This is a genomic window from Microbulbifer variabilis (assembly GCF_020524905.1).
GTDB lineage: Bacteria > Pseudomonadota > Gammaproteobacteria > Pseudomonadales > Cellvibrionaceae > Microbulbifer > Microbulbifer variabilis_A.
Map to the genome: position 1 here is coordinate 53,767 of NZ_JAIVKI010000001.1, position 13,109 is coordinate 66,875.

At 53.8% G+C, this 13,109-nt stretch carries 13 protein-coding genes; 10 read left to right on the forward strand and 3 right to left on the reverse strand.

What is annotated here, in order from left to right; genetic code table 11:
• Positions 1–232: 232 nt before the first annotated feature.
• Complete coding sequence (locus tag LC073_RS00230) at positions 233–1,078, reverse strand: NRDE family protein (RefSeq protein ID WP_226642137.1); 846 nt, start codon at positions 1,076–1,078, stop codon at positions 233–235.
• A 95-nt stretch (positions 1,079–1,173) separates the two neighbouring features.
• Here LC073_RS00230 and lgt point away from each other — a divergent pair, with 95 nt between their 5' ends.
• From lgt to LC073_RS00280, 10 genes are all read left to right on the forward strand, one after another.
• The gene (lgt, locus tag LC073_RS00235; RefSeq protein ID WP_226642139.1) at positions 1,174–2,022 is read left to right on the forward strand and encodes a prolipoprotein diacylglyceryl transferase; all 849 of its coding nucleotides are present in this window, start codon (positions 1,174–1,176) and stop codon (positions 2,020–2,022) included.
• 6 nt (positions 2,023–2,028) lie between these two features.
• Complete coding sequence (locus LC073_RS00240) at positions 2,029–2,862, forward strand: thymidylate synthase (RefSeq protein ID WP_226642141.1); 834 nt, start codon at positions 2,029–2,031, stop codon at positions 2,860–2,862.
• Positions 2,863–2,876: 14 nt separating this feature from the next.
• A complete protein-coding gene (locus LC073_RS00245) occupies positions 2,877–3,386 on the forward strand; it encodes a dihydrofolate reductase (RefSeq protein ID WP_226642143.1) in 510 nt (169 codons plus the stop codon).
• A 287-nt stretch (positions 3,387–3,673) separates the two neighbouring features.
• Positions 3,674–4,456 (forward strand): DUF3450 domain-containing protein, encoded by a 783-nt coding sequence (locus LC073_RS00250; RefSeq protein ID WP_226642145.1) that lies wholly within the window; start codon positions 3,674–3,676, stop codon positions 4,454–4,456.
• Positions 4,453–5,823: a MotA/TolQ/ExbB proton channel family protein gene (locus tag LC073_RS00255; RefSeq protein WP_226642147.1), complete on the forward strand. Its 1,371-nt coding sequence runs from the start codon at positions 4,453–4,455 to the stop codon at positions 5,821–5,823. The genes LC073_RS00250 and LC073_RS00255 overlap by 4 nt, the downstream gene beginning before the upstream one ends.
• 14 nt (positions 5,824–5,837) lie before the next feature.
• Positions 5,838–6,365, forward strand: coding sequence for a MotA/TolQ/ExbB proton channel family protein (locus LC073_RS00260; RefSeq protein WP_152455321.1), 528 nt, complete (start codon positions 5,838–5,840; stop codon positions 6,363–6,365).
• Positions 6,366–6,480: 115 nt separating this feature from the next.
• On the forward strand, positions 6,481–6,882 hold the full coding sequence (locus LC073_RS00265; RefSeq protein WP_152455319.1) for an ExbD/TolR family protein: 402 nt from the start codon (positions 6,481–6,483) through the stop codon (positions 6,880–6,882).
• Between the two features lie 5 nt (positions 6,883–6,887).
• Positions 6,888–7,505 (forward strand): energy transducer TonB, encoded by a 618-nt coding sequence (locus LC073_RS00270; protein WP_226642149.1) that lies wholly within the window; start codon positions 6,888–6,890, stop codon positions 7,503–7,505.
• A gap of 12 nt (positions 7,506–7,517) precedes the next feature.
• A complete protein-coding gene (locus LC073_RS00275; RefSeq protein ID WP_226642151.1) occupies positions 7,518–8,870 on the forward strand; it encodes a tetratricopeptide repeat protein in 1,353 nt (450 codons plus the stop codon).
• 225 nt (positions 8,871–9,095) lie between these two features.
• On the forward strand, positions 9,096–9,746 hold the full coding sequence (locus tag LC073_RS00280) for an energy transducer TonB (protein WP_226642153.1): 651 nt from the start codon (positions 9,096–9,098) through the stop codon (positions 9,744–9,746).
• A gap of 46 nt (positions 9,747–9,792) precedes the next feature.
• Here LC073_RS00280 and ilvD read toward each other — a convergent pair whose 3' ends face one another.
• Positions 9,793–11,628, reverse strand: a complete 1,836-nt coding sequence (gene ilvD / locus LC073_RS00285) for a dihydroxy-acid dehydratase (protein WP_226642155.1) — start codon at positions 11,626–11,628, stop codon at positions 9,793–9,795.
• A gap of 123 nt (positions 11,629–11,751) precedes the next feature.
• Positions 11,752–13,074 (reverse strand): amino-acid N-acetyltransferase, encoded by a 1,323-nt coding sequence (gene argA, locus LC073_RS00290; protein ID WP_226642157.1) that lies wholly within the window; start codon positions 13,072–13,074, stop codon positions 11,752–11,754.
• Positions 13,075–13,109 lie beyond the last annotated feature (35 nt).

The window sequence follows — 13,109 nt, forward strand, 5'->3', positions numbered from 1 at the left end:
TGAAACTAAGTATGGCAATAAATACGGAATTTGCTTGGCGTTTCTTTCTTCTGAGGATAAGTGATCCGGCAGCCTGCGTAGAAAGGCTGAAAAACTCCATCCGTACCGCGAAAAGTTTTTGCTATAGGTAGAAATTTTTCCGACAGTGACCTGCGGCTTGGGCGATTAGATACGGCCAATTATTTTAACAGTCCTTGAAAACCCTACTGACTTCAGGGACTTGGCGAGAGTGTCAGGGGATGGAAAAGTAGCGAAGGGGGCCGCACAGATTACCCTGGGTAAAGCTCTGTTCCCATAAATGGGACTGACCGTTCCGATGTACGGCGATCAGGGTGCTGGCGCGAGTGCCATAGCCACGTTCGAAGGCGCTTGAGTCTACATTGGTTGGCAGCTGATTCTCTCTTTGGGTTATCTGCACAAATATTGGCGACAGTGCGCGTTCCATCAGTAGGCTCATGCCGGTTCTGGGCAGCTCCGCATCTACAGCGGGGGCCCTGTCCTGCAGAAGGCTGAGGGCTGGCTCTATAAAGTTCTCCCGGTTAATAGTGCCCTCAATGTGCCGCGTAATCTGCGCAAGCCCCGCCTTGCCCTTTTCCACTTTGGGCCAAGGGGCGTCGGGTGCGCCGTTAGAGATACCGTGTACTCCCGCAGAGAAGGCAAAAGGACTGTGCCTATTGCCGGCGCAATAGAGAGGTTGCTCTTCATCTAGGGCGAATAGCAGCGCGTTAAAGCCCCGATAGCGCTGCCCTTCAAGTTGTCGTGCGAACTGCTCCGGTGAAGCGCTGCCGGTCAGAAATTTGTATGGGATTTCCCCGCGTGACAGGGCATTTTCGGGCTCCGCCCTGCCAGGCTCACGGATGTTGGTAACTGCCGCCACCCGCCCTGCAGCAATACCCGCCCAGGTACCCCCAGCCTGCAGATCTCGCCCCGCGACTATTTGCCTGCCTTGTTCGCCCTCTTGGCCTCTTCTCCAAGGCTCGGCGGGGGCACTCGCTCTGGCGTAAAATTCATCTCGATTGGCGATAAGCAGGAGCGGATAGTCTGGATGGCAGTGGTAGGCAAATAGCAGTAGACACATAGTATTTTCCCGGCATAAGGCTTTTGGCGCGCCTCTTTCGCTGGGGGGCGCTTTGCGACCATAATAGGCGTTTCGCCAACAATCTCGATTCCCCCATGCTGACTTATCCAGAAATCAATCCGGTGGCCATAGCTATTGGTCCCTTAAAAGTACATTGGTACGGGCTGATGTACCTGTTCGGCTTTATTGCTGCTTGGTGGCTGGCATTGCGACGCAGCACCCGACCCTGGTCTCCGGTCATCAAATCGGAAGTGGAGGACCTGATCCTCTACTGTGCTATCGGCGTGGTGGTCGGTGGACGCCTTGGCTACATGTTCTTCTACAACCTGCCGCAGCTGATGGAGAATCCGCTCTCCCTGTTCAAAGTCTGGGAAGGAGGCATGAGTTTCCACGGTGGTCTGGTGGGTGTCATGTTGGCCACGGTCCTCTATGCCCGGAAAATCGGCACAACTTTCCCAGCACTGATTGATTTTGTCGCCCCGCTGGTACCAATTGGGTTGGGACTGGGCCGCTTGGGTAACTTTATCGGTCAGGAACTCTGGGGTCGCCCTACGGAGGGCCCCTGGGGCATGGTGTTTCCCAAAGACCCGGAATTGCTGGCCAGGCATCCATCGCAGCTGTATCAGGCTTTCTTGGAGGGGCTGGTGCTTTTCGCGGTGCTCTGGTGGTTTTCCAGTAAACCTCGCCCGCGCCTGGCCGTAGGCGGCATGTTTGTCTTGCTCTACGGTATTTTCCGTTTCCTGGTGGAGTTTGTCAGGGAGCCAGACGGCCATATCGGCTTCGACTTATTCGGCTGGATGACACGCGGGCAACTTTTGAGTCTGCCAATGATTATTGCCGGTATCACTCTGTTGGTGTGGAGCTATCGCACACAACCGCTGCCAGAGGGGCGCGGTAAGGGTGGAAACAAAGAAAACCGTTCTCAGGTAAATGGCGGAGCCTAGATAGAAATGAAGCAGTACCTCGATCTAATGCGCCATGTGCGCGAAAACGGCACAGTAAAAGGAGACCGTACCGGCACCGGCACTCTCAGTGTGTTTGGCTACCAGATGCGCTTTAACCTGGAAGAGGGATTCCCTTTAATTACCACAAAGAAGTGCCACCTGCGCTCAATCGTTCACGAACTACTTTGGTTTTTACAAGGGGACACCAACATTCGCTACCTGCAGGAAAACAAGGTGCGAATCTGGGATGAATGGGCGACTGAAGAGGGGGATTTGGGCCCTGTTTATGGTCACCAGTGGCGCTCCTGGCCAACGCCGGATGGGCGTAAGATTGACCAGGTGGAGCAGTTGGTGCACCAGTTGAAAACCCGTCCCGATTCTCGTCGCCTGATGATCAGCGCCTGGAATCCGGCAGACCTCCCTGATGAGGGTATATCCCCAGCGGAAAACGCCCGCGAGGGGCGCATGGCGCTTGCTCCCTGCCATGCCCTGTTCCAGTTTTATGTGGCGGATGGCAAGTTGTCCTGCCAGTTGTACCAGCGCAGTGCCGATATCTTCCTTGGTGTGCCGTTCAACATTGCCTCCTACAGCTTGCTGACCCTGATGCTGGCGCAGGTGTGTGACCTCCAGCCAGGTGAATTTATCCACACCTTTGGCGATGCCCACCTCTACTCCAACCATCTAGAGCAGGTAGATCTACAGTTGCAACGGGAGCCACACCCCCTGCCAAAGATGCGCCTTAACCCGGGCGTCAAAGACCTGTTTGCCTTCAGTTTCGAGGATTTTGAACTGCAGGATTACCAGGCACACCCGCATATTCCCGCCCCAGTCGCGATTTAATCAGGAGAGAAGCTGTGGATACACCAATTGCCCTGATCGCAGCTGTGGCACGCAATGGCGCTATCGGTAGAGACAACGAGCTGCCCTGGCGCCTCTCCGGCGATCTGCAATTCTTCAAACGCACGACTATGGGCAAGCCCGTGGTGATGGGGCGCAAGACTTTTGAGTCTATAGGCCGCCCACTGCCCGGGCGTGCCAATATCGTGATTACCCGCAACCCCGATTGGCAGTCCGAGGGTGTTGAGGTAGTAAGCACCCTGGAAGCCGCACTGGAGCTTGCCGATAAACACGCTCTGGAGGCAGGTGCCAGCGAGCTGATGGTGATTGGCGGTGCGCAAATTTATTGCCTCGCTATGCCCCATGCGGCACGGCTCTACGTCACCGAAGTGGATGTTGAAGTGGCGGGAGATGCGTTTTTCCCCGAAGTTGATGACTCCTGGGTCGAAGTTGCACGAGAGTGTTACCCTGCCTCCGACAAGAATGAGTACAACTACGCATTAGTTCGGTACGACAGATTCAAATAAAAACAATTTGATTAAAAGTTGATCAATCTGTTAAATTCTGCGACAGCTTACACAGGGAACAGCGCCGCTAATGTGTGCAAGTGACCCGGTTTTGTTACCTGGTTGTTACCTTGCTACCCACGCGGGCCGATGCTGACAATCGGCATTTGAATAATCAAATCGGCTGTTTACAATGTGCGGCTCTTAGCTGTCTTCTAACCAATGTTTTTAAAACAAAAGGACACCGCGTTGTGGCAGCTATCTCATCGCGACCATGTTGTGAAATATTGAACCCACTGGGGGGTCTAATGAAAACCAAGCGATTCATGGCTGTGGCGCTGACCACTGCGCTGTCTGCCGGCGCGCTCTACGGCAGCGTAGCCACTGCGGATACTCTCGATAACGTACTCGCCGTCGGCCAGCAGAAAACCACTGCGGCCCAGGCATCGCAAAAACGCATCGACAAGATTGCCGAAGAAACCAGCAGCCTTCTGCAGGACTTCAAGGTAGTCAACAAGGAAATCGATGGTCTGCGTGTGTACAACCGTCAGCTGGAAAAGCAGCTGGCCAATCAGCTCGAAGTGATCAATGAGCTGGATGAGTCCATTGCCAACGTTACCGTAATCGAACGTCAGATCCAGCCGCTGATCCTGCGCATGCTGGATGGCCTGGAACAGTTCATTGAACTGGACGCTCCGTTCAAGCTGGACGAGCGCAAGGGCAACCTGGAAAACGTAAAGAACAATATGGACCGTTCCGATATCACTGTTGCGGAGAAATTCCGTCAGGTGTTGGAGCTGTACAACTTCGAAGCAGAATACGCGCGTAAGATCGACACTTACGGTGACACTCTGGACATAAATGGCCAGGAGCGCCAGGTAAACGTGCTGCAGATCGGTCGTATCGCGCTGCTGGCTCAAACTACCGACTCCGCGATCTCCCTCGCCTACGACAAAGGCCAGAGAAACTGGGTTGAGATCGATGCAGGCGAATACCGCCGCGCCCTCATGAATGGCCTCAAGATCGCCAAGAAACAGGCCACTATCGATATCATGACTATGCCAATCGCGGCTCCGGAGGCAGCGCAATGAAATCCTCTATCGCCAAACGCGTACTAGTTGCAGCAGCGGCTGGCCTGATCAGCTTCTCTGCTGTTGCCCAGGAAAAAGCAGCTTCTCTCGACGACCTGCTGAAAATGGTTCAACAATCCAAGGTTGCTGAATCCAAAGAACACAAGCAGCGCGAAGCTGAGTTCCGCCGTCAGAAGGCCAACCAGCAGGCTCTGCTGAAAAAAGCCAAAGACACCCGCACCGCTGAAGAAAAACGTTCTTCTGAACTGGAAAAGAAATACCAGGAGCAGGAAGTGGCTGTAGACCAGAAGCGTCAACAGCTGGATGAGCGTATGGGTTCCCTGAAAGAGCTGTTTGGTCACATGTCCTCTACTGCGGCGGACCTGCGCTCAAATATCGGTTCTTCGCTGGTTTCCGCACAGTATCCGGGTCGTACCGAATTTATCGATGGCCTGCTGGCCAAGATGAATACTGCTACCAAGCTGCCGACCATCGAGGAAATCGAGCGTCTGTGGTTTGAAGTTCAGCGTGAAACTATTGAATCTGGCAAAGTTGTTAAGTTCAACGCGACTGTGATCAAGCCCAATGGTGAGCAGGCTCAACAGGAAGTTGTCCGTGTTGGTAACTTCAACTTGGTTTCCAACGGCAAATATCTGGAAATGAACGACGCCTACAAAATGGCAGAACTGATCCGCCAGCCGGATGCTAGCTTCCAGAAGATGGCGGAAGATCTGCAGGCTTCCACTGCAGGTTTCAGCGCTTTCGGTATTGACCCGACTGGCCCTACTGGTGGCTCTTACCTGAAAGCCATGATCAACAGCCCTGACATCGTTGAGCGCTGGCACCAAGGCGACATCGTTGGTTACATCATCACTGCGGTCGGCGTGGTTGCCATGCTACTGGCCATCTTCCGCCTGATCGTGTTGACTGCTGTTAGCGCCAAAGTGAATGCACAGCTGCGCTCCTCTACCCCGAACACCAACAATCCACTGGGCCGCGTACTGGCTGTTGCGGAAGAGAACAAAGGTGTCGACGGTGAGACTCTGGAGCTGAAGATGGAAGAAGCGGTACTGAAAGAGCGTCCCGCCATCGAATCCGGCCTCAACCTGCTGAAGATTATCGCTATGGTTGCTCCGCTGCTGGGTCTGCTGGGTACTGTTACCGGTATGATCGTAACCTTCCAGGCGATCACTATTTTCGGTGCTGGTGACCCCAGAGCTATGGCTGGCGGTATTTCCTCCGCCCTGATCACCACTGTTCTCGGTCTGTGTGTGGCTATCCCCACTGTACTGATGCACACCATTGTTAATGCTCGTGCCAAGCGCGTCCTGCACATTCTGGAAGAGCAGAGTGCTGGTATCGTGGCGGAAAACGCCGAGCGTAAATAAGAGGAGGCGGCAACATGCACGCATTAATCGACGCATGGGCCGCCGTCAACGCCTTTATGGCGTCGGGCGGGCCAGTACTGTTCCTGATCGCCGGCCTGACCTTCTTTATGTGGACGCTGATTTTTGAACGTGTTTTCTACTTTAACAAAGCGCTAAAGAGTGACGTTCAAGGTGCGGTAGACCAATGGGAAGAGCGCAGCGAGCGCAAATCCTGGGCCTCCCACCAGATCCGCTACGCGATGATCTCCCGGGTTTCCGAGAAGATTCAGGACAATATGGACATGATCCAGGCCTGTGTAGCCTTAGCCCCCCTGTTCGGGCTGCTGGGTACGGTCTGGGGCATGATCAACGTGTTCGATGTTCTCGCAATTACCGGTGGCGGTGACGCCAAGCAGATGGCCAGTGGTGTATCCATGGCAACTATCCCGACAATGGCGGGCATGGTTGCGGCCCTCTCTGGTGTATTTGCCAACACCTACCTCGCCCGTAAGGCCGAGCGTGAGACCCAGCTGTTGGAAGATCATCTGACCATGGATCACTAAGCACACATAAGCGAATAGGCCAACTTATTTGCTGTGAAGGTTTAGCCAAGCCAGAAATTTTCGTCGGGGGAGCTCCCAGAGCCCCTCGCCGAGAAAGTTCGCTAAGAGAGTTGCTATGAGCAAAAGACAAAATACGGCAGAAGAAGAAGCCGGCGCTATCGACCTCACGCCCATGCTGGACGTGGTGTTCATCATGCTGATCTTCTTTATCGTCACTGCGACCTTTATCAAGGAACCGGGTGCTGATGTTGTTAAGCCGGAAGCGACAACCGCAGAACTCAAAGCCACCTCTATTCTGGTAGCGATCAACGACAGTAATGAGATCTGGATTGCCAAAGAGAAGGTTGATGAGCGTCAGGTGAAGATTGTCCTGGAGCGCCTCTACTCGGAAAACCCGAAAGGGTGGTTGGTGATTCAGCCCGATAAGGAGGCGAGTATTGAGAAAATCGCCCTGATTGCGGAAGCAGCCAGGAAGATCGGTATCAAGAAAGTTTCGGTCGCGACAGAAAAGAGTTAACAGCTATGAATCCGGTAAGACTTCTTGGGGCAGGTACGTTGGCGGTAGCCACAACCTTTGGCCTCATCTTCACCATGCATCAGCTGATTCAGGCAAATATGAAAGCTCCAGAGGATAAGGAGCAGTTCAAAGTTGCCGATGTGGTGATGCCTGAGCAGAAGATTGAAACACAGTACGATACGACCAAGCCGGTGAAGCCGGAGGATCCTGAAACTCCGCCACCTGAAATGCCTGAACCAGAGTTCGAAGAGCCGGACATCGATGGCGGTATAAGTATTTCTGCGCCGAAAGCGTCCGGTGGTGTCAAACTGGCAGGTTTTAGCTTTGGTGAGGGCGACTACCTGCCCATCGTCAAGGTTCAACCTCAGTATCCACGCCGCGCTCTTCAGCGGGGTATGGAAGGCTATGTGATCGTTGAGTACACGGTAACCACCAACGGTTCCGTGCGCGATCCGATCGTAATCGAAGCCTTTACCTTGGACGGTAAGCCGACTTCTGTTTTTAACAGTGCCGCGCTTAAGTCTGCGCTGAAATATAAGTACAAGCCGCGGGTAGTTGATGGCAAGCCAACCGAAGTCCCCAATGTGCGGACTAAGATTAGCTTTAATATGGCTAAGGACTAAGGGGGAAGCACTATGAAGTTGACAAGCATCAGAAAAAGTTTGTCCAAGCTCGCTCTGCGTACCTCAGTAGCCTTGCCCCTGGTCCTGGCACCAGCGGTCAGTGTTACCGTGCTCGAAGCGGCAGGTGTATCCTCACCTTTCGCCTCTGCGCAGGCGCAGGAGCAAAGTAAGCCTAGCAAGCAGAAAACCCGTAAAGTTCCGGCTATGCGCGAAGCGGCGTATAAAAAGCTGGAAAAAGCCCAGGAAGCTGCTGATGCAGAAGATTGGGCGGCTGCTCTCGAAGCGCTGAAAGATATGGATGCCAGTAAGAGCAGATTTAATGGCTATGAAGTAGCGCAGATGTATAACTTCTTTGGTGTTGTTTACTACAGCACCGAGCGCTATAAAGAGGCAATTCCATACTTTAAGAAGGTTCTAAACCAGGGTGAAGCAAACCTGCCGGTAGCCCTTGAAGTGGGAACTCTTTTCACTCTTGCACAGCTCTACTTTGTTACCGAGGACTATAAACAGGCGATCAACTACCTGAATCAATGGTTCAAGGTTTCCGATCGTATTACTGCGGACTCCTACGCATTGCGTGCCCAGGCCTATAACCAGGTTGGCGACCAGAGCAAGGCGCTTGCGGATATTAATATCGCGGTATCTATGTACGAAAAAGAAGGCAAGGTACCCAAGGAAGGTTGGTACGGTCTTCAGCAGTACATTTATTTCGAGCGCAACGACTACAAAAAAGTAGCTGGTGTTCTTGAGAAGCTGGTGCAGCACTATCCCAAGCCCGTTTACTACAAAACACTGGCGGCCATGTATGGTGAGCTGAAGCGCGACAAGGATCAGCTGCACATGATGGAAGCGGCTTATCTTGCTGGTGCTTTGGAGAAAGATAGGGACTTGATGAACATGGGTTATCTCTTTATGGGGCATGAAATGCCTTATAAAGGTGCCAAGGTGATTGCTAAGGGCATCGAAGAGAAGAAGATTCCGCGTACAGCCAAGAACCTGGAAACCCTCGCCCAGGCTTATCAAATGGCGCAAGAGCTGCAAAAGGCAATTCCCCAGCTGGAAGCCGCAGCTCAGCTGTCTGACAAGGGGGAAATCTACTCGCGCTTGGCCGGCATCTACCTGGACCTGGACCAGAATGAGAAAGCCATTTCTATGGGTAAAAAAGCGCTTGCTAAAGGCAGTGTCAAACGTGTCGATACCCTGCATATCGTAATGGGTATGGCGAATGCCAACCTGAAACACTATGACGCAGCAATAAAGAGCCTCAAAGAGGCCTCAAAAGATGAGCGCTCCGAGAAGTTTGCCAAGCAGTGGATAGACTTTGTGAAGGGTGAACAGAAACGTGAAAAGCAGTTGGCAATTTAATACCTAGTTGCTTTTCACTCCCTAGAAAAAGCCGCACAGAAATGTGCGGCTTTTTTTATGCTATTTTCCCTTTTCGCGGCAATACAAAATATTGTTGCAACCTGTATTAACAGACTATTTGCATTTTTGTGTGAATTGGCTAATGATTAAGGCCAGCTGATCAGCTTTTTCCATTTCGGCACTTGGATGCCTTTTACGCACCCTAATAACAATAGGAGAGGTGTTATGGATAGAGCTTGCACGCCATTTTCCAGCCCCGATTTTTTCCCTACCCATCTGCTTACTGGTTATGCCAAAGGCCTGGTCTACGCAGCCCTGATTACCCTCGGGCTGATTTTTGCAATGAGTCAGTTGATTTCCACTAATTTTGTGGAGCCAGTGGCTAAGTCGTTACCGACGATTCAACCTATAGATATCACCGATAAAAAAGTGGTTACCCAGCAAAAGTATGAGGCTCCGCCCATCCCTCAGGATGTTCCGCCTCCGCTTGAGCGTACTGAGGTGACTAGAGATGTGGATACTATAACTATTACTCCAACGATTGCTCCTCCGGTTGCTGAAACTGGTGATAATCCAGTTATCGTATCGAGAGAGCCTGTGCCTGTTTATAAGCCCGCACCGCGTTACCCGAGTGTGGCTATGCGCAGAGGCTTAGAGGGCTATGTTGTTGTGGAGTTTACGATAACGAAAACCGGAGCTGTGCGTGATGCACGGGTAGTTGGTGGATTCGATAGCACCGGTAATCCCACCAATGTATTTAATCGTTCGGCATTGGCAGCAGCAGAGCGGTTTAAATATCAGCCGCAAGTGGAGGATGGTCAGCCCATTGAGCGCTTTGGAGTGCGCAATCGCATTACCTATAAATTGGCGCAGTAAGTAAAAAACGGCCCATCTGGGCCGTTTTTTATGTCTTTATTTAAACCTAATCAATTTCCCTTACCGCACCGCGATCGGCACTGGTGGCGAGAAGTGCATAGGCTTTCAACGCCTTGCTGACTTTGCGGGGGCGCTCTTTTTGGGGTTTCCAGCCCTGCTTACCGAGTTCGGTCATTTCCTGGCGGCGTTTCTCGAGTTCATCCTCACTAATGACAATCTCAATTTTGCGTGCCGGTATATCGATCTGAATTGGATCGCCATCTCGTACCAGAGCGATATTGCCACCAGACGCGGCTTCCGGGGATACGTGCCCAATGGAAAGACCGGAAGTACCACCGGAAAAACGACCATCGGTAATCAGGGCGCAGTGCTCCCCTAGTCCCTTGGACTTCAGGTAGCTGGTAGGGTAGAGCATTTCCTGCATACCGGGACCGCCCTTGGGGCCTTCATAGCGCACTATCACCGCTTCTCCCTTGTGTACCTTGCCTTCGAGAATATGGGCAACGGCCTCCTCCTGGCTCTCGACAACATGGGCGGGTCCCTCAAATTGCCAGAGCGCCTCATCCACGCCGGAAGTTTTCACAACACAACCATTGGGGGCTAAGTTGCCGAACAATACCGCAAGGCCTCCCTCCGCTGAATAGGCATGCTCGGCGGAGCGAATACAGCCGTTCTGGCGATCGGCATCCAGGGTGGGCCAGCGACAAGCCTGGCTAAATGCAGTCTGGGTAGGAATGCCTGCGGGGCCGGCTCGGTAGAAGTCGTGCACAGATTGTTCGTCAGTACGAGAAATATCCCATTGCTTGAGAGCATCGGCCAGTGAGCCCCCATAGGCTGTGGGTAGAGAGGTATCAATCAGTCCCGCGGATTCCAGTTCTCCGAGAATCGCCATGACGCCACCGGCCCGATGGACGTCTTCCACATGGTATTTCTCCGTGTTCGGTGCCACTTTACAGAGCTGCGGCACCTCGCGGGAAAGTCGGTCGATATCCTGTAAGTTGAAGTCGATATCGCCCTCCTGGGCGGCGGCGAGCAGGTGCAAAATCGTGTTGGTCGAGCCACCCATGGCGATGTCGAGGGCCATAGCGTTCAAAAATGCCGTGCGGTTGGCAATATTGCGGGGCAGGGCGCTCTCGTCATTTTTTTCATAATAACGCTTGGTCAGCGCAACGATTTCACGGCCTGCGCGCAGGAACAACTCTTTGCGGTCTGCATGGGTGGCCAATAGGGTGCCATTGCCAGGCAGCGAGAGACCCAGAGCCTCGGTGAGGCAGTTCATGGAGTTGGCGGTGAACATGCCGGAACAGGAGCCGCAGGTAGGGCAGGCGGAGCGTTCATACTCGGCCACTTCTTCATCCGAGGCGCTATCTGTAGCGGCGATGACCATAGCATCCACCAGGTCGAGCTTGTGGTCAGCTAGTTTGGTTTTGCCGGCCTCCATGGGACCACCGGATACGAAGATCACCGGGATATTCAGACGCAGGGCGGCCATGAGCATTCCCGGGGTGATCTTGTCGCAATTGGAGATACATACCAGGGCGTCGGCGCAGTGGGCGTTGACCATATATTCCACTGAATCGGCGATAATCTCGCGACTGGGCAGGCTGTAGAGCATGCCGTCGTGGCCCATAGCGATGCCATCGTCCACGGCGATGGTGTTGAATTCCTTGGCGACACCGCCGGCTCGCTCGATCTCTCGCGCAACCAGCTGCCCCATGTCTTTCAGGTGTACATGACCCGGCACAAACTGGGTGAAGGAGTTGGCGATGGCGATAATCGGCTTGTGAAAATCCGCGTCGGTCATACCTGTGGCGCGCCACAGAGCTCGGGCGCCGGCCATGTTGCGTCCGGCAGTGGAGGTACGGGAACGATATCTGGGCATATACAAGCATCCGGCTGAGCAAATTAGACTGCCAGCTTAGCAAAAAGCCGATATTCGAGATAGTTTCGCGCAGCAATTGGTCACTGCGCTCCTCACTAGGATGAGGATTTCGAAAGGGAGGCTTTAAGAGCCGCTATCCTGGTCTAGGTGCTTGCGCAAAATACGTGAATTGCGCTGGATGTTATACAAAGACTTGCGTGAGGCCGGAAGGTCACTGACTCCCACCTGTTCAAAACCCTGCTCAATAAACCAATGCTCAGTCTGGGTAGTGAGCACAAAGAGTTCGCGGATATTAACCGTGCGAGCCTGGCGTTCCAGGTGGCGCATAAGCTTGGCGCCGCGCCCTCCGCCTCGAAAATCTGGATGGCTGGCCACACAGGCGATCTCTGCGGCGGATGTGTCACCTCCATCGTCCTTGATGGGGTAGAGTGCGGCACAGGCTACGGGAGTGCCATCGACTTCCACCAGAGTGAAGTGTTCAATCTCTGCTTCGAGCTTTTCCCGTGAGCGCCGAACCAAGACTCCCTGTTTTTCCAGTGGGCGAATCAGCCCGAGAATCCCTCCCACATCGGTGATACGCGCCCGGCGCACCACTTCATAGCTATCCCGATAGATCATGGTGCCGGCACCCTCACGGCGAAACAGCTCCTGGATTAGGGCGCCATTCTGGCAGTAGCTGAGCAGGTGAACCCGGGCGATGCCGGCACTGCAGGCCTGAATGGCACAGCGCAGCGTTTCACTCTGCACCCGAGTGGCGGCCTGTTCAGCCTGGACAATACTGAGCTCATGCACCGGGATTCCATCGAGCATCAGCTGGGCCGGCTCGCGAAACAAAACCAACTTTTCGGCGCGCAACACCCGTGCAGCCTCTGCGGCCAGGTCCAGGTAATTGATGTTAAACAGCTCTCCGGTCAGCGAGGTACCCAATGGCGACAGCAATACCAGCGCGCCCTGGTCCAGAGCCTGCTCAATGGTGTTGATCTCCATGCGCCTGACTGTGCCGGTCCAACCCAGGTCGACGCCATCAAGAATGCCGCAAGGGCGCGCGGTAACCAGGTTTCCCGAGATTACCTTTAGGGCCGAGCGGGCCATGGGGGAGTCGGGGAGCCCCTGGGAAAAGGCCGCCTCGATATCGAAACGCAACCTGCCCACTGCAGCTTTTATGACTTCCAGGCTCTCCCGGTCGGTGATGCGCTTGCTGCCGTGGAAACGGCTTTCAATACCGTGCTCTTCCAGGGCGTGGTTTACCTGTGCACGGCAACCGTACACCACTACCAAGCGGACTCCGAGGCTGGCAAGCAGCGCCAGATCGTGGACCAGGTTGCGAAAGTTACTGTGTTCGAGTCCATCGCCGGGAATGCCGACAACCAGGGTACGTCCACGCAGATCGTTGATATAGGGCGCCGCGTGGCGGAACCAGTTGAGGGAGGCGTTTTCGTCGCTCACTAATGCCTTTCCGTCTTATGAAGTAATTGCCTGTG